Below are 16,056 nucleotides of genomic sequence, written 5' to 3'. Positions count from 1 at the left end.
CGGGTAGCCGTCAATTAGAGTGTTTAAATAATTATGTGTAAATGGGAGATTGTAAAATATAACCGAACACTTGTAGACAAAAAAGCCCATAGAGGCCTTTAATAGAATTACCACAACACTATCAAAGGAGAACCTCTATGAGTAAGTCTACTTTATCATTTCAAGAACGAGCTGTCATCCAAGATTGGCATGATTCCGCAAAATCACTGCGATCAATTGCGCGACACCTTAATCGGAGCGTCTCGACCATCTCTTATGAACTACATCGTTTACGGGACCAGCCATACTCTGCTACGGCGGCTCAGAATCAAACAACTTCGCGTCGCACTCAGCGGGGAAGAAAAACCAACTTGACCGCAAATCTCAATGATTTTATTACTGAGGGGATTCGTGTACGGCATCTCTCTTTTGCACAAATTGCACAATTAACCGGTGAGGCTAAGCGAAACTTCTATAATTGGTTAGCTCAGGGCCGCTTAGAAATCACCTCTGAGGAGTTGCCTGATAGAGCTATTCGTTACCAGCGTAGCCATGAAACTCGCGGTAAGGCTGCTTGTGGTCGATCAATTGAAGAGCGAACTAACAACGGTCGCAAGACGATTGGTCAGTTCGAGGCGGACACTGTTCTATCCGGGAAAAAGAAAGGTCAAGCTTTGGCCACAGTGGTTGACCGCGCCTCACGTTTAACCATCACTCGCCGTTTATCTGGACGCGATAGTGGTGCGATGAAAGCTGTATTAGTGGATATTGCTAGCTTGTTGGGAGATAACTTTAAAACCGTTACGGTCGATCATGGTAAGGAATTCGCCAAATATCAAGAATTCGAAGACGAAACGGGCAAGCTTATGTACTTTGCGCATGCCTATTCTCCTCATGAACGTGGAACTAATGAGCAACGAAACAAAATATTACGGCGTTTTGTTCCTAAAGGGCGGCCCATCGAAGATATTACTGATGAAGAACTGGTCGATATCAATTGGAAAATGAACACCATGCCATTAGAATGCTTGAATTGGCGTACACCATTAGAGGTCTTCTGGGAACAGATGAGGTTCTAATAAGTGTTCGGATAATTCTTGCAATCTCCCAAATAGAAAAATAAGCAATTGAAAAGGGAAAGCCTCTCCCTTATGATAGTTAGCAACCACACTCACTTCATAGGACATAGGAGGCTTTCCCCATGACTCAGTTTAACAAAGAAATTATGGCAGCACTAGCACAAAAGCAAGATTTGGACGAAGTTTTTCGGCAACATTTGGAAACGGCCATCAATGATTTAATGCACGAGGAACTTTCATCGTTCCTCGGTTATGAACCCTACGACCGCCAAGGCTTTAACAGCGGCAATTCACGCAATGGGCATTATCTGCGAACCTTTAAAACTAAGTATGGGGAACTAAACTTGGAGGTTCCACGCGACCGAAATGGCGCCTTTAATACGCAAACTATTCCAAGCTATCAACGCCAAACGGATGGTTTAGAAGCCACGGTTGTCCAGCTCTACGAAAAAGGGATTACCACTAGTGAGATCGCGGATTTGATTGAGAAAATGTATGGTGCTCATTACACACCACAAACGGTTTCAAACCTCACGAAGGTCGTTGACCAACAGGTCAACGCCTTCAAGACGCGCCCTCTAGCGAGTCGTTACGCAGTCATTTATGTGGACGCAACATACTTACCTCTGCGCCGGGACTCAGTGGCTAAAGAAGCCGTGCATATCGCCATTGGCATTCGACCAAATGGTATGAAAGAGGTCCTAGCATACCAAGTCGCTCCAACTGAATCCAGTACCGTTTGGGAAGAGCTTCTCGTGGACATTCAGCAGCGTGGTGTAAAAGAAGTCCTCTTATTCGTGGCCGATGGCTTAGTCGGCCTTACCAACACAATTGGTGACCACTTCCCTAAGGCTAAGCTCCAGCAGTGCCTGATCCACGTCAGTCGGAACATTGAAGCTCACGTTCGAACTAAGGACCGACAAGAGGTCCTTAACGACTTCAAACTGATCCATCAAGCAGCTACCATGGACGACGCAAAACAGGCCTTAGCTGACTTCATAGACAAGTGGCAAAAGGCGTATCCAAAAGTAACGGGCAAGCTAGAAAATAATCCTCATCTCTTGACCTGTTTCACTTTTCCAGCTGCGATACGCAGTAGCATCTACAGCACAAATCTCATTGAATCATTCAACAAGAAGCTAAAACGGCAGACAAAGAAGAAAGAACAATTTCCAAATGAACCAGCACTAGAACGCGTTCTGGTCACAGTTATTCGTGACTACAACGGCCAAAATTTTGAGCGAACGCATCGAGGTTTCAAGCAAATTCAAGATACGTTAGAATCCATGTATTAGAAGCTAGCTAATGGGAGAGGACTTCCATTTACACAAAAAATTTGACACTCCCGTCAATTACCCGAAGATGTTGCCACTATGATTAGGAGTGCCTAACAGGCATGTTGGACTACTGTGTCATCAGACACGTGAGCGACAAGCCTCTGAATTCATTCAGGGGCAATTGACTTGCTGGTTGATTCCCCGTTACCAGGAACCCCTTCATATAGTTCTTCCGATAGTTTGTAGGCGTCACACCCACCTTCTTCTTAAATAACCGCAAGAAGTACTTCTCATCATTGAAGTAAGCCCGATCAGCAATCACTTTTAAAGGCAGATTAGACTCCAGCAAGAGGCGCTTGGCAATGTTGATTTTTAGAAAAATGATGTAATTTTCCACGGTAAAACCGGTCTCCGTCTTCAACAACTGACTCAGATAACGATAGTTCAAATCAAAATGCGCTGCCACGTCCTTAACCCCCAACGCATAATCCAAGTTGGCCCGAATCCAGTCCTTGATCAACCGCGCCTTAGGATTCTCCTTAACCAGCCGATGGAGAGAATTAATAAAGTCGTTTGAAATCTGCAAGGCTAGTTTCGTCACACTGTAGGACATGATGGCATCCGTGTAATTAATCTCCTGCGAAATTGCGAGGACCTCATTGGCACTTGCCAAGATATTATCAAAGTTGTCAATCGTGTATTCCGTCGGCAATATCGCATAATTAATGATTCGGCTCAACCGATCGCGGTCATCCAACGCAGCCAGTAATTGCTCGCGCGCCATTGTGGCTACCCGATCCTTAGGGTAGAAGTGAAACCAGTAATACTCTACATCCACGTCGGACTTTTCATAACCCGTCACCGTTGCTCCCGCCGGTACGAGCATGAATTTTCCTCGAACCAATTCATGCTTCGTACCATTCACGTCGAGGTAGGCAACCCCCTTCACGCCAATGATTAACTCATAATTATCATTGAGTGTCGTTGTCTGATGCTGCCAGCCCTGCTTAGCCGTATACCGCCCCGCCACAAAGTGATGGAACGGGCGATCACTATTCAAAATCGTAATTGGTTCGTTTTCACCCATCTGTATTTTGTCCACCTTCGCCTTTTCTCCCTGAGAAATAGTCCACCTATCTGCACTTTTATCTGAATATCATCCACCAATTTTGTGACTCTATTCAAAATCGTCCACTTTTTCTATCATTCGAATCCTTACAGAAGCAGGTCGTGGCTGGCTTAAACGCTGGCTTATCCGGAATCTCCTGGTGGACGACCGATATCGGCGGCTTCACCGGCGGCAACGTTGAAGATCCAAAGTTCCACGAGTTGTTAGCCCGTTGGTTCCAATTCGGGACATTCTGCCCCGTCATGTGGATTCACGGCTTCCGTGAGCCAGCGGAACAGACCATTGAGCACGCCGACCGGATGTTTGGCCAGCCATTTGGCTCCGGGGCCTTCAACGAAATCTACAAGTACCCGAAGGCCACCTACCAGATCCTGCGGAAATACCTATTCATGCGTGAAGCCATGCGACCTTACATCATGGCTCAGATGAAGCAGGCCCACGAGAAGGGAACGCCCGTCATGCGGCCCCTCTTCTACGACTTCAACCACGATGACACCGCCTGGAACATCTCCGACGAGTACATGTTTGGCCCGGACATCCTAGTTGCCCCAATCCTACACGCCGATGAACAACAGCGGCAGATTTACCTGCCAGCCGGTGAAAAGTGGATCGACATCAACACACAAAAGGTCTACGATGGCGGCCAAGCCATCACCGTAGCTACGCCAGTTGAAACGATTCCCGTCTTCACCCGGGCCAGTCATCCCGTTAAGGAAATTTTGAATTTCACGGCACCAGAACTAGTAGAATAGGAAAACTCTAAGTAAAAATCCACATCACTGACGAATCTGTCGATGACGTGGATTATTTTGTATTTAAAATTCAAGCAGGTTCAGGAAAATTGTCCATTCAGTCAATCCAAGTGCCTAAGCCACCGTCATCTTCCCATCCATAATCGCATAGGTTTTATCCGCAAACTCCTTGAGGCGCAGGTCGTGGGTAACGACAACGATAGCCTTGTTGTGTTCCTTAGCGAGGTCGTGGAGCAGTTGGCCCACCACCTTAACTCGCTCACTATCCAATGCCGCCGTAGGTTCGTCGGCGAGGATGATGTCGGGATTCTGGTAGAGGGCGCGAGCGATGGCAACTCGCTGCGTCTGCCCACCGGAAAGCTCGGCTGGATACTGGTTGGTCAGTTGGCTAATCCCCAACTTTTCCAAGAGGTGGCGAAGGTCAGTTGCGCTTAGGTTACCCTTCGGCTTGACCCGGTCGACTAGCGCAAACTGGTCTTTCACCGTCAGATAGGGTACCAGATTGTAGGCCTGTAAAATAAAGCCGATTCGGTTGAGCCGCAACGCATCCCGCGCCTTACCCGAAAGCTGACTGAGGCCGTTGCCTTGGACCACAACGTCCCCCGCGGTCGGCGTCTGAATCCCACCGGCAATCGTCAGGAAGGTACTCTTCCCCGACCCGGATGGCCCGATTACCAGGCTAACCTCGCCAGCGGCCGCCGTAAAATTAACGTCCGTGAGTACCGTAACTTCATTGGTATTGTGACCGAACGTCTTGGTCACGTGCTTCACTTCAAGAACTGACATGGTCTAACCTCCCATAACGCTGACCGGGTCAACGTTTAAAATGACTTTGACAGGAATCAAGGCACCGATGACGCCGGTCAATAAGATTCCCCCAGTGACGCCCGCTAAGAGCGGTACGTTAAAGCTCATCGGCACTCCCGCTGGTAGCGCCAACACGGTCGCTAACGTCAGTGCCGCCCCAATCGCCAAGCCGCCGACCACGAGGATCAACGCCTGACTCACGGTCGTGGTGACCAACACCTTGGCGGGAATTCCCTGGGCACGCAGGACCGCATAATTTGGCAACTTTTGCATGGTTAAAATGTACAGAAAGACGGCAATCACGACCATGGCAATAATCATCAGGAAACCAATCATGAAGGTAAAGGTCGTGTTCTGGGCTGAATATCCCGGTAATTTGTTAATGAATTTACTCATCGTCAGCGTACTCAAGCCGCTGGTCTTAGTTTTGAAACTATCGCGATTGGTGATGATGCCACTCGCCTGAAAGTCTGAGGTCACATGGCTCAGCGTTCGCCACGTCCCCAAAGTTCCGTAGATGACTGGGGCCACACTGAGCTTGGCATTGTGCGTAAATCCAACGATCTTATACTGAGTGTCGGTCGAGTTCAGCGTGACCTTATCGCCCAGTCGATAGCCATTATCCTTAAAGCTGTCGTCGACCATTATCTGGTGACTCGTCGTGGGCTTATGCCCACTTGTTACCTTGACCCGTTTGTAGATAAACTGGCTCTGATTGATGCCCAAGAATTGCGCGGATAACTTCGCCTGACCCTTGGCTTTCGCCACCACACCGGCCTGACCGATGTAGGCCTCATGGGTAGTCAACTTGACTTTGTCTGCCGTCTGTTTGGTGATCAGCGATTGCGACAGGCTGTCATTGGCGTCTGAATTCAGAACGACCTTGCTGGCATTCCAAGATGAAATAGCCTGAGTATTCTGTTGGGCGAGGCCGTATGCCAGACCGCTCAGGACAAACACGAGGTAACTGACCAGGACGATCATGCCAATAATCAAGCCGTACCGCAGTTTCTCGTGGCGAATTTCCTTTAATGCTAGAAACATGGTCAGTCCTCCTTTTGCTGGAGCAAGGCTAACGTGGTCCGCAAACGTTCGCGGACGGTGGCCTCGCTAGTGGGTTCTAATAAAATTTCTTTGATGGCCGCGTGACTCAGTACCATGGCCGCCCAAGCAATGGCGGGTAGCCGTGACGAGACAGGGGCGGCGGGTAACAGGCTCTCATTCTCTGCATAGTGACGGCGAATGAAGGCATAGTACTGACTGTCGTTGACCTGATCGACGAAGTCCACGACGCCCTGATAGATTCGTTCGGCATCAAATGTGGTCCGCTCATCCCCACCGGCATCGCGGTGAATCTCGCGTAACGCCACGTGATAGAGATATTGGTAAGCATCCGTTAGATTATCAAAGTACTTGTAAAAGGCACCCCGGGCAATATCGGCACTCGCCACGATCCGCGCCACTTGGGCATCGGCCAGGCTATGCGCGGAGAATTCGGTGAGTAACGCCGCGGTCACGCGGTCTTGTTTAGCTGTTGGTAAATGATCAAAAGTCGTTGAAGGCAATGGAAAGACTCCTCTCTATTTGCGAAAGTGACACCGTGTCACTGGTAAGCAGTTTAGCATGCCGGTGACACGGTGTCAACTTGAATGCCAAAAAACTGACAAACTGGCCTTCGAGATGTCAGTAAATGTTTATGCAGCTAAATGATTACCACTGGAATTTAAACTTAGTAACCACTAATTATCGGATGCTATTTCAACCTATTAAACGAATTCGGTGGTAGGCTAACCGTAAACAGACAGGCACAAATGATAGGAGTGATTTTGATGTTGCACATAACTCGAAAATTATTACTCGCTGGCCTTTCCCTAGTTCTCTTTGGTGGAACCATTAGTCCGGTACTGGCTCAAGCAGATAGCTCTGAGACGGCTAACGTCACGACTAACAATAATCGCGCTGATCCCATTAAGATTAGTTCTGAACAGATGCCGTATATCAACTACGTAAATGGCAACGAAACCCAGCAACACTACTTGTTCTCCGAACTTCAAGGCTCTTACACGTCCGATGAAATTCTCGGTAAAGATGGCGGAGACACTTGGTGGGCAAATTGCTTTGCATCCACTCCCTCTATAGGGAGCACCGAATCAGCCCAAATGGCCAAGCGCATCATTCAAAATATGGTCAACGGTGGTACATTTGCTGACAATCCACCAGAAGAAACCTTGGGGAACTTCATTTTCGGTCCTACTTCTACCGCTATCCTCAATAAGGCAAAAGCACAGGTATATTACGAGCTCTGGTTTATTAAAGAAGCTGCTGAGTATCAATCAGATGAAAATTCATTTAATCTCGAAAAAGCCCACGAAGATTACACAAAAAATGTGTTACCTAAGATCTTATCTGACCTCAATTTAAATACAGATATATTTGCAGGTGCGTTTGACAGCCGAGTCAATTTTGAAGAAAAGATATGTTCTACAGCGGAGACTTTCTGCCCAACTTTTTACATAAACTATGATGCCCCAGACTTTGCCAAAACGTTCGCTCAACTAAATCTAGATGCAACCGCCAGCAATGCCTACAAGTTATGGACAACCACGTATGTAAAAGACTACCTGACACCACAACTTGACGCTAACGGCAACGTTCTATCCTATTCTTTAGATGGTCGTTTAATTACTAGTCGGGTGATTGATAATGGACTTATCGCCCTTATTTTTGGAAATGAAAGCCCTTCAACACCAGCGCCTTCTTCTCCAGCACCTACCAGCCAGCCCGTCACCGTCCACTACGTCGATGACCAAGGTAACACGCTGAAGCCCGATAAAACTTTAACGGGTTCTCTGAACGACACCTACAAGGCTGAGCCACTTACCATCGCTGGCTACACACTTGCCAAGACGGCTGGGACGGAATCGGGAACATTTAGCGATACCGCGCAGTCCGTCACCTACACCTATACAAAGAACGCCATCAAAGCAACGGTTCTGTCCGCAACCAAGAAGATCGGTCTCTACAGTTCTCCTGACTTTAGCAGTAAGACCCTCAAGCAGTGGTATGCCAAAAAGTCTCGACCGAACCGGCCCATGTTTGAAGTGATTGGCACCGCTACTTCCAAGACCGGTGTCAAACGCTACCAGGTCAAAGATATAAATTCTGAAAGCGACACGTTTGGACAAACCGGTTATATCACGGCCAATACTGATTACACGACGTCTACCTACTACGCTCCCGCCTACAAACGGATTACCGTGATTAGTCCAGATGGTGTCAATGCTTATGGTCAGAAGGGCCTCACGCATCAAAAAGCCCACTACAAGCAGGGCCAGGTCCTGACGATTAAAAAAGTTGTGACCCAGAATATGACAACTCGCTTCCTACTCAATAACGGCACGTACATCACCGCCAACAAGAAGCTGGTCACCGCTGGTAAGCTAACGATGCCCAAGCGTGTTCAGGCCAAGAAAGCACTGAATCGTTACGGTACGGCTAACCTGACCAAGCGCAACCGCCACTACACCAAGAAAGCTCACGCGACCTTCAAGGTTAAGGGGTGGGCCTACTCGAACGCCAACGATTTTAGTAAGGGCGATACCTTACGCTACAAGGTTGCTGGCGGATACATTACGGCAAATAAACATCTCGTTCGCACAATCGATTAACGTCTCATTTAAAAATCACCTTATCCACTAGTCTCGGATAAGGTGATTTTTGATATTATTTTAGATAAAAGTAACTACATCAGAATTTCCTAGTTCTCCGTCGCCAACTTCTCCGGTTCCCCGATCACCAAGTGACCCAGCAACGCGATCACTAAGAACGCCAGAGCTACGCCACAAACGCCGAGCCAACCAGCGTGAGTCCACGCCCACGTTGCCGCAAGAGTCCCAATCGACCCACCTAAGAAGTAGCTAAACATAAAGACCGAATTATTTCGACTGCTTAGCTTGCGATTCAACGATTGGACGATTGCTTGGTTGGAGACCTGACTAAACTGGGTGCCCAGATCAAGCAGGATAATTCCCAGAATCAAGCCAACCATCCAGTGGCCAACGCCCCAAAAGATCACGAAGGCCACGCCAGAAAGCGCCATCGACAGGCTAATCGTCAGTCGTGGTGAGCGTTGATCAACCAGGTTCCCAATCATCGGCGCGGCTAGAACACCGGCGATCCCGAGAAGTCCCAGTAGACCGGCTACGCTACTACCCAAGTGGTAGGTCGCCGCCAAATAAAAGGCCAACGTGGACCAGAGAACGTTAGACATACCAAACAGGCAGAACCCGTTGATTGCTGCCCCCCGTAGTGCCCTTTGACCGGTAAATAACTTCGGTAACATACCGATGACCGACCAGTAGCGCAGGTTCTGATGGCCCCGCGCATCTTGTGGTAATCGGTAATGAACGATGATCAGAAAGACCAGGTCAATGCCTGCCGCCAACAGGTAAATATATTGCCACGGCATCACACTCCCCAGTAAACCACTGAAGGAGCGTGACAGCAGAATCCCCGTCAGCAGGCCGCTGAGCACGACACCTAGAACTCGACCCCGTTGTAACGCCGGCGCCAGATATCCCGCATACGGAATGATAATCTGTGGCGCAACCGATGTGATTCCAACGAGCGCCGTAGCTACCGCAAAGACGGCGGCATTGGGTGCCCAAAACGCTAAGACTAGCGAGCCAATTGAAAGGATCATCATGAATTGAATGAGATGATAGCGATTAAAGATGTCTCCCAGCGGTACGATCAGTAACAAGCCAAACGCGTATCCCAATTGCGTGACCATGGCCAACGTCCCCACCGCTGCCTTTGAAATAGCAAAGTCGGTCGCAATCAAATTCTCAATGGGTTGAATAAAATTCAGGTTGGCCACGATGACTCCAGTGACCACCGCCATGAGTAGGATTGTCCGCTTCGATAGTGTTGTTTCTTGTGTCTTCACTTGAAAAACCTCCTCATTGCAGTTTAGCCTTTTTTCTGAAAAAAGGAAACCGACGAGCAGACTTTCATGAAAGCACGGAGAACTCAATTATTAATTTCGCATATAGAACTGACTTAGTCACAAAAATGCCGCGACCATCTTTTCAGATTGATCACGGCACGCGATTCCTTTCTAAATTAACCCACAATCCGCCGAACATTATGGTTGAACCGGGTCTTCCAGTGACCATCATTCAAGCTAGAAATCCCAACACCACCGGTATCGGAGCTAGGTGAGTCGTGCAAGAAGAGCTTGTCACCAAGGTAAATGGCCACATGACAGTTCTTACCTTCATCCTTATCATTAAAGAAGAAGATATCCCCACGCTTCATGTTGCTGGCTTTGATCTTCCGTCCCATATGAATTAGGGAGTACGTGGTACAACTCGATGTCGGCCCTAAGCGTACGCCAGACTTGGCGTAGATCCAGTGAATAAATGAAGAACAGTCGAACCGCCGATTAGCGATGCTGGCGCTCGTTCGACCACCACCCCAATCGTACTTGGACTTACCGACCAAGGCAGTACCCGTCTTGATCGCTTTTTCGACTTTCTTGACGTTACCCTTCAGTTTAGTCGTATTGAAAGCGAGGTACTTTCCGCGAATCCAATAATGCTTGTTGCCAGCAGTCAATCGGTAGTAACCCGTCCCCGTATTGAGTTCGGCCCGCTTATCCACGTGATACCAGTGGCCCACCAGCTGCTTAGTGCTTGTGCTCCCAGTGACCTTGGCGCCCTTCAGCCCCCACGGCTTGTTATACAACAGAATGTGTTTCTTGCTGACTTTCATACTATAATTCAGCTTTCCATTGTACCGCAACCATTTGTAGAAGGCATCGCGATTGATCCAACCGTAGTTGGTCTTGAAGAAGACGCCGTGACCATTCTTAGCAACCCGCGTGATTTTAAAATGATGCTCGTACAGGTGCTTGGCCGACGCCGACCGCTTCATCCCCGATTTATATAGATTACGATAAAACCCATATTTCGTATGATACAGCGTTCGCGAACTCTTATAAACCTTGTTATAGGCGGTCTTATCAGCCGCACTTTTGGCAGATGCCGGTGTCGTCGACAAGGTTACTAACCCCACGACCATGACGATCAGTGCCATCAGACTACGCAATATGTATTTTCCACGATGCACAAAAATCACTCCCGCTTCATAATTATTTCGTTATTAAATAATGAATGCAGGATAATAGTACGCGTTATCAGCGGCCGAAGGTAACGCCGATTACCTTGTATAATTCCGCGTAAAAAGCACGGTGTAATGCGGTTTATCGTAGACAAGCAAACTAGCATGATGTCTATTCCTCCCGATAACTGTGGTTCTATTCACCACCCCCATTTTCAAAAAAACACTGTCAATTCGCTCTTACTGGTTCCGCGATTGACAATTTTCAAAGAAGTAAGCGTTCTTTTCATTTAATTTCAAAATAAGCCTTACGAAATGAAAATATATATGGTACGCTAGCATCTCGTGGGAAATTCAAACGAGGAGCAACACAATGCCTAAAAACTTTAAAGAAGAACTCTTATTTACTGCCGTTATGGCCGGACTGATGGTCTTGGTCATGGCCGGCTACAACATCGCCTTAACTGACGGTTTCTCTCACCACTTCATCCGTGAAGTTCTGATGGGTTACCCGTTAGCGCTCGTGGTCGCCGCAATCTGCGACTTGGGAATCATCGGGCCTACCGTTAAAGGCATCTTTTTCAAATTTATCTTAAACGACTACATGAAGAAAAAGCAGATTCGGATCGCCCTGACTATCTCGTGCATGATGGTTGTGGGAATGGTTACGCTGATGTCATTATTTGGGATGATCGTGACGCAAAACTTCGGCGGCAACTTCTTCCTTACCTACCTGCACACTTGGATCTTCAACGTGTTCATGGCCCTGCCACTTCAATTAATCGTGGTCGGTCCCATTGCACGGGCAGTCCTTGGCGCCGTTCAAAAGAGAACAGCATCCGCTACCGAAAACCTAGAACCAGAATCAGCAGAAGATTAACCTAACTAAACGTCGCCGCTACCAAACAGTAGTGGCGACGTTTTTCCATCTTACGGGAGTTGTCCCCACGACAACTTCCAACGGGCGGCCATCGTTCTCGATGACCGTCCGTTTTTGGGTTGATCCGCAATTAAGCAAGAACTGATGCCACTCAAAAAACGCTCAGCCCAGCCAAGCGTCCTCACTTTTACCGATCAGCTGTCCGGGAATTTAACCTACCAGCCTACTTCTGCTTTTCATCGCGTTCGCGACTCTTCTGAATAATTTGGCGAATCCAACGCTGGGAATAATCATACTCCTTCGTCAATTGGGCCAAGTTATGCCCATCGTATTCCTCGACGATTTGTTCAGCTACCTTGTCGCGATTGTAAAGGCGCATCGGAAATGAGATCTGCCGTCCGCGATACATTTCGTAAATCTTTTCCGTTAAATCCTCACCCAATAACTCGTATAACTGGGCGTATGATTCCTGTAATAAATCCACACGCATTGCCATTACCAATTCCTCCTCATTGTACGGTTTTCCGCCATCACTAGCGTATCAAAGGCCTAAGGCGAGGGAAAATGCGGATTACCGTCAGAGATAAATGAGGTCTACCTTGTATTATTCTCTGAATTTCGCTAAAATCCGACGAACACTCCGCTCAGAATAATTATGTCGTTGGGCTAACCGCGTCACACTACTACCACGACGATATTCCTGATACATGAGTTTGGCTTCTCTGTGCGGGTCCAATAGTCGTTGTGGAAAGCTAACCTGCATGCCTCGAAAGTAATGGTAAAGTTGTCGCGTTGCCGAACGACCAATAACCTGCGAAAGCTCGCGGTACAGAGCCTGCCAATTCCGTGGATCATCCATATTAATTCCCCCATTGCTAACTGATTGCCCCCAGCTTACACTGACAGATAGAACATATAAGTCTACCTACGAAAAGAGGATGCTCCATGAACGCCGCCTACCGTCAACTCTATATTTTTCAAATTTTACTAACCGGCCACGTCGCTGTTAAATCCGAACTTGCCAATCGCTTCAACGTAACTCCCCGGGTAATCCAACGCGATTTTAGTCAGCTCCGTGAGTTCCTAACAACCGAAAGCCTCGACTATCAGTTAATCTACTCCCGCCGCCTAAACGGTTACCAGTTACACGGAACTCCGGTCACTATTACTAAGCAATCCATTTTATTATTAATAAAAGTGTTATTAGCAAGCCGGTCACTGACCACCACCGAAATGCACCAGACTATCACTAATCTACTCAACCTCTCCTCGCCAGAAGATCAACGCGAGATTCAACCAATTATTAAAAATGAATCATTCTATTATCAACCGTTGCAACATCAACAACCACTCTTAGATCGCCTATGGCAATTCAGCCAATTCATCACGCAAAAGCAGCCGGTAACCATCATCTACCAGAAACAGCACCGCGAAGTTGTGACTCGTACGATTCTTCCAGAGGCCGTTATCTTTTCCGAATACTACTTTTACGTGGTCGCCTACAATGCCAAGTATCGAAGCAATCTCTTCTATCGCCTCGACCGAATTCGCCACTTTCAAACCAGCAGCCAGCCCATTACACGGACCCGCGCTGAGCGTTTCGAGGATGGTGAACTGCGACAACTCATCCATTACATGACGCCGGGCAAGGAAATTACGCTCCGTTTCAAATTCTGGGGAATTGTGGAGGCCGCTCTTGACCGCTTCCCCACGGCCAAAATTATCACGCGCCATTCAGATTACGTGGTGATTGAAGCCACCGCTTTCGACCTTGGCGCCAAGATGTGGCTACTCAGCCAAGGCAGCAACGTTGCGGTCATTGCCCCCGCCGAATTTGTAGCTAGCATGAAAACCACCCTCGCAGAGATGGCCGCGCGCTACCACTAAGCTACTACCGGTGTCTGCCCATATTCGCACAGCGTTGTGCATTTTCTCTTGTATAATTCCTTTTTCTTGTAAGTTACACTACCTTAATCAGCACCTTTGGCGTATGATTAAAGGCGTTAACAAGAATACATAAGGAGTCGATCAGGAATGAAACATAACTGGAAAATGGGCTTCGTTGCCGGTATCATGCTACTTTTGCCACTAGCCCTGGCAACGACAACGCTCACCACAGCCAACGCCGCTAACAAGACAACCACGTCTAAAACGGCCAAAAAAGCCAAGGCCAAAGCAAAACCAAAGGCCAAGAAACACTACTTAATCGTCATGGGCCACGGTGCCGGAGATCCCGGTGCCCGCGGTAACGGGACTACGGAAGCCACCTTCCTGCGGAAACGCATGTTACCTCAACTGCGAAAGTACGCGAAGAAAGTCAAGGGCAGCACGATTACCTTCTATAATCCTAAGAAGAATTTGGTCAGTGACACCTTGTACCATCACAAGGGCTCTTATAAGCTCAACAAGAAGACCACGGTCATCATGTTCCATTTAGATGCCCCCGCGGGTCACGGTGGCCACGTGATCATTCATAAGAAGCACCCCACGAAGCGTGACAGACGATTGGCAAAGGTCATCAAGAAGTATGTCGGTCTGAACCGTGCCTACAATGGCTTCAGCTATCGAACGAACCTGCGAAACTGCAACGTCTTACGCCACCGTGGCATCGACTACAGTCTGGTCGAATCTGGTTTCATCACCAACAGGAATGACGTTAAGCACCTCAAGAAACACATGGCAAAGATTGCCAAGGCAGATATCGAAGCCATCACCAACGAAAAAATTAAGTAAGTCAGTTGGCGTTCTTCCAGGACGCTGATCATTAAAGCCCAAGACAAAATTGTCTTGAGCTTTTTTGTCGCTAATAGCCATCAAATCAGCAGAGTATCCGGTCTGTCCACTATCACCGATGAAAATTTTAGTGACTAACTTGATTCGGTTATTCAACAAATATTCGGGTTTACCGCTCCATTCTTTGCGCTAATCCCTTTAAGCTGGTATGGTACCTTCAGGCGGGTGTGTTTCACGTGAAACAGCTCGTATCCATCGAATATCGGAGGCAAAACTCATGACAAAGACAGTTATTGTCCTTGGTTCCGGCTCCGGCTTTGGACTCGCCATTGCGCGAGCCTTTAGCGAAGCCGGCCACCATCCCATCTTGGTCGCCCGTAATGCGCAGAACTTACAGACCATGACGGAACAGCTTCATACGGAAGGCTTAGCGGCCGACTGGATTGCCGCAGACGCAACCGATCCGCAGCAAACGGCGAACCTATTCATGCAGGTGAGCCGCCAATTCGGTCATCCCCAGACTCTCGTCTATAACGTTGCGAATACCACGCTAGACGGCCCCTTAACCACGCCCACCAGCGAGATTCGCCAACGCTTCGACACCAACGTTCTCGGCGCCATTACCACCAGTCGTCAATTTTTAGATCTGGCCCCAACTGACACCCCTCGCAACATCCTTTTCACGGGTGGTGGCGCTGCTCACCACCCCGACAAGACGACGACCACTTTATCACTTACCAAAGCGGCCCTCCGCAGCTACGCCCTTTCCTTAGCTGCCGAAATGGCCGGCACCAACACGTACGTGGGCTTAATTACGATTCAGGGAATCTCTGGCACCAGTGAGGCCATGCTTCCTGCAAACGTCGCCCAGGTCTACGTCAAGGCCGTAAAAGACCGTAGCACGACAGAAATATTTTACCCAGGTACCACCGCAAACTCCCCCTCTGAATTTGAACAATTGCGGAAACTCACTGCCGATCCGGTTAAGTTACACGATTTCTTAGTCAGTCATCCTCGTGCTAAGACCTTTCTGGAGAATCATCCCGAACTTTTAGAATCTAGCGGTCCCTCCCGCTGACCTGTAGTTTAGAAAGTTTGCAACAAATCTTCTAAAATTTGCGAACCGCTAGTCGCTCTTGACATTTGCCGAACTTTAAGGGCGATTTCGCGTATAAATTATTGTGAATTAATTTGCAATCAAACACAAAAGGGACTATAACGATGTCGAGTAATCAAATAAATACGCGCGTTTAGTTTTGATTATGTTTTGCTCACGTTGTAACAATCTGTGACGTTT

Annotated in this window: 16 protein-coding genes; 8 read left to right on the top strand and 8 right to left on the bottom strand. The window is 48.1% G+C overall.

What is annotated here, in order from left to right:
* The first annotated feature begins 137 nt into the window (after window positions 1–137).
* Both ACEPSU_RS01335 and ACEPSU_RS01330 read left to right on the top strand, forming a co-directional pair.
* A complete protein-coding gene (locus ACEPSU_RS01335; protein WP_056944246.1) occupies window positions 138–1,058 on the top strand; it encodes an IS30 family transposase in 921 nt (306 codons plus the stop codon).
* Between the two features lie 122 nt (window positions 1,059–1,180).
* A complete protein-coding gene (locus ACEPSU_RS01330; RefSeq protein ID WP_057879063.1) occupies window positions 1,181–2,353 on the top strand; it encodes an IS256 family transposase in 1,173 nt (390 codons plus the stop codon).
* Window positions 2,354–2,462: 109 nt separating this feature from the next.
* On the opposite strand, the gene ACEPSU_RS01325 is transcribed toward ACEPSU_RS01330, so the two are convergent.
* Window positions 2,463–3,437, bottom strand: a complete 975-nt coding sequence (locus tag ACEPSU_RS01325) for an AraC family transcriptional regulator (protein WP_395322317.1) — start codon at window positions 3,435–3,437, stop codon at window positions 2,463–2,465.
* A 35-nt stretch (window positions 3,438–3,472) separates the two neighbouring features.
* On the opposite strand from ACEPSU_RS01325, the gene ACEPSU_RS01320 reads away from it, so the two are divergent.
* Window positions 3,473–4,216 (top strand): TIM-barrel domain-containing protein, encoded by a 744-nt coding sequence (locus ACEPSU_RS01320; RefSeq protein WP_395323119.1) that lies wholly within the window; start codon window positions 3,473–3,475, stop codon window positions 4,214–4,216.
* A 114-nt stretch (window positions 4,217–4,330) separates the two neighbouring features.
* Here ACEPSU_RS01320 and ACEPSU_RS01315 read toward each other — a convergent pair whose 3' ends face one another.
* From ACEPSU_RS01315 to ACEPSU_RS01305, 3 genes are read right to left on the bottom strand one after another with little or no spacing between them, the layout of a single operon-like run.
* A complete protein-coding gene (locus ACEPSU_RS01315) occupies window positions 4,331–5,002 on the bottom strand; it encodes an ABC transporter ATP-binding protein (RefSeq protein ID WP_395322315.1) in 672 nt (223 codons plus the stop codon).
* A gap of 3 nt (window positions 5,003–5,005) precedes the next feature.
* Window positions 5,006–6,067 carry an ABC transporter permease gene (locus ACEPSU_RS01310; protein ID WP_395322314.1) on the bottom strand — a complete coding sequence of 354 codons (1,062 nt, stop codon included), beginning with the start codon at window positions 6,065–6,067 and terminating at the stop codon, window positions 5,006–5,008.
* A 2-nt stretch (window positions 6,068–6,069) separates the two neighbouring features.
* A complete protein-coding gene (locus ACEPSU_RS01305; protein ID WP_395322312.1) occupies window positions 6,070–6,588 on the bottom strand; it encodes a TetR/AcrR family transcriptional regulator in 519 nt (172 codons plus the stop codon).
* Window positions 6,589–6,852: 264 nt separating this feature from the next.
* On the opposite strand from ACEPSU_RS01305, the gene ACEPSU_RS01300 reads away from it, so the two are divergent.
* On the top strand, window positions 6,853–8,691 hold the full coding sequence (locus ACEPSU_RS01300) for a DUF5776 domain-containing protein (RefSeq protein WP_395322310.1): 1,839 nt from the start codon (window positions 6,853–6,855) through the stop codon (window positions 8,689–8,691).
* A gap of 89 nt (window positions 8,692–8,780) precedes the next feature.
* Here the strand turns inward: ACEPSU_RS01300 and ACEPSU_RS01295 are convergent, their stop codons facing one another.
* Both ACEPSU_RS01295 and ACEPSU_RS01290 read right to left on the bottom strand, forming a co-directional pair.
* Window positions 8,781–9,926 (bottom strand): MFS transporter, encoded by a 1,146-nt coding sequence (locus tag ACEPSU_RS01295; RefSeq protein WP_395323118.1) that lies wholly within the window; start codon window positions 9,924–9,926, stop codon window positions 8,781–8,783.
* Window positions 9,927–10,147: 221 nt separating this feature from the next.
* Window positions 10,148–11,155, bottom strand: coding sequence for an NlpC/P60 family protein (locus ACEPSU_RS01290; RefSeq protein ID WP_395322308.1), 1,008 nt, complete (start codon window positions 11,153–11,155; stop codon window positions 10,148–10,150).
* A gap of 364 nt (window positions 11,156–11,519) precedes the next feature.
* Here ACEPSU_RS01290 and ACEPSU_RS01285 point away from each other — a divergent pair, with 364 nt between their 5' ends.
* Window positions 11,520–12,026 carry a DUF2798 domain-containing protein gene (locus ACEPSU_RS01285; RefSeq protein WP_260338476.1) on the top strand — a complete coding sequence of 169 codons (507 nt, stop codon included), beginning with the start codon at window positions 11,520–11,522 and terminating at the stop codon, window positions 12,024–12,026.
* A gap of 223 nt (window positions 12,027–12,249) precedes the next feature.
* On the opposite strand, the gene ACEPSU_RS01280 is transcribed toward ACEPSU_RS01285, so the two are convergent.
* Window positions 12,250–12,522, bottom strand: a complete 273-nt coding sequence (locus ACEPSU_RS01280; RefSeq protein WP_020089897.1) for a Mor transcription activator family protein — start codon at window positions 12,520–12,522, stop codon at window positions 12,250–12,252.
* A gap of 108 nt (window positions 12,523–12,630) precedes the next feature.
* Window positions 12,631–12,885: a Mor transcription activator family protein gene (locus ACEPSU_RS01275; protein ID WP_260338475.1), complete on the bottom strand. Its 255-nt coding sequence runs from the start codon at window positions 12,883–12,885 to the stop codon at window positions 12,631–12,633.
* Between the two features lie 86 nt (window positions 12,886–12,971).
* Here ACEPSU_RS01275 and ACEPSU_RS01270 point away from each other — a divergent pair, with 86 nt between their 5' ends.
* From ACEPSU_RS01270 to ACEPSU_RS01260, 3 genes are all read left to right on the top strand, one after another.
* Window positions 12,972–13,913: a helix-turn-helix transcriptional regulator gene (locus ACEPSU_RS01270; RefSeq protein WP_395322305.1), complete on the top strand. Its 942-nt coding sequence runs from the start codon at window positions 12,972–12,974 to the stop codon at window positions 13,911–13,913.
* 147 nt (window positions 13,914–14,060) lie between these two features.
* A complete protein-coding gene (locus ACEPSU_RS01265) occupies window positions 14,061–14,759 on the top strand; it encodes an N-acetylmuramoyl-L-alanine amidase (RefSeq protein WP_395322303.1) in 699 nt (232 codons plus the stop codon).
* Between the two features lie 277 nt (window positions 14,760–15,036).
* Window positions 15,037–15,837, top strand: a complete 801-nt coding sequence (locus ACEPSU_RS01260) for an SDR family NAD(P)-dependent oxidoreductase (protein WP_395322301.1) — start codon at window positions 15,037–15,039, stop codon at window positions 15,835–15,837.
* Window positions 15,838–16,056 lie beyond the last annotated feature (219 nt).

The sequence above is a fragment of the Levilactobacillus parabrevis genome (genome assembly GCF_044051715.1).
In the GTDB taxonomy this organism is placed as follows: Bacteria; Bacillota; Bacilli; order Lactobacillales; family Lactobacillaceae; genus Levilactobacillus; species Levilactobacillus parabrevis.
This window is presented reverse-complemented; position numbering and strand designations above follow the sequence as displayed.

What these genes read in the sequence shown, in the direction of transcription:
- ACEPSU_RS01335 (WP_056944246.1), top strand. Translation starts at nt 138, where the DNA reads ATGAGTAAGTCTACTTTATCATTTCAAGAACGAGCTGTCATCCAAGAT.
- ACEPSU_RS01310 (WP_395322314.1), bottom strand. Translation starts at nt 6,067, where the DNA reads ATGTTTCTAGCATTAAAGGAAATTCGCCACGAGAAACTGCGGTACGGC.
- ACEPSU_RS01300 (WP_395322310.1), top strand. Translation starts at nt 6,853, where the DNA reads ATGTTGCACATAACTCGAAAATTATTACTCGCTGGCCTTTCCCTAGTT.
- ACEPSU_RS01270 (WP_395322305.1), top strand. Translation starts at nt 12,972, where the DNA reads ATGAACGCCGCCTACCGTCAACTCTATATTTTTCAAATTTTACTAACC.
- ACEPSU_RS01260 (WP_395322301.1), top strand. Translation starts at nt 15,037, where the DNA reads ATGACAAAGACAGTTATTGTCCTTGGTTCCGGCTCCGGCTTTGGACTC.
- ACEPSU_RS01285 (WP_260338476.1), top strand. Translation starts at nt 11,520, where the DNA reads ATGCCTAAAAACTTTAAAGAAGAACTCTTATTTACTGCCGTTATGGCC.
- ACEPSU_RS01265 (WP_395322303.1), top strand. Translation starts at nt 14,061, where the DNA reads ATGAAACATAACTGGAAAATGGGCTTCGTTGCCGGTATCATGCTACTT.
- ACEPSU_RS01275 (WP_260338475.1), bottom strand. Translation starts at nt 12,885, where the DNA reads ATGGATGATCCACGGAATTGGCAGGCTCTGTACCGCGAGCTTTCGCAG.
- ACEPSU_RS01295 (WP_395323118.1), bottom strand. Translation starts at nt 9,926, where the DNA reads ATGGCGGTGGTCACTGGAGTCATCGTGGCCAACCTGAATTTTATTCAA.
- ACEPSU_RS01280 (WP_020089897.1), bottom strand. Translation starts at nt 12,522, where the DNA reads ATGGCAATGCGTGTGGATTTATTACAGGAATCATACGCCCAGTTATAC.
- ACEPSU_RS01315 (WP_395322315.1), bottom strand. Translation starts at nt 5,002, where the DNA reads ATGTCAGTTCTTGAAGTGAAGCACGTGACCAAGACGTTCGGTCACAAT.
- ACEPSU_RS01330 (WP_057879063.1), top strand. Translation starts at nt 1,181, where the DNA reads ATGACTCAGTTTAACAAAGAAATTATGGCAGCACTAGCACAAAAGCAA.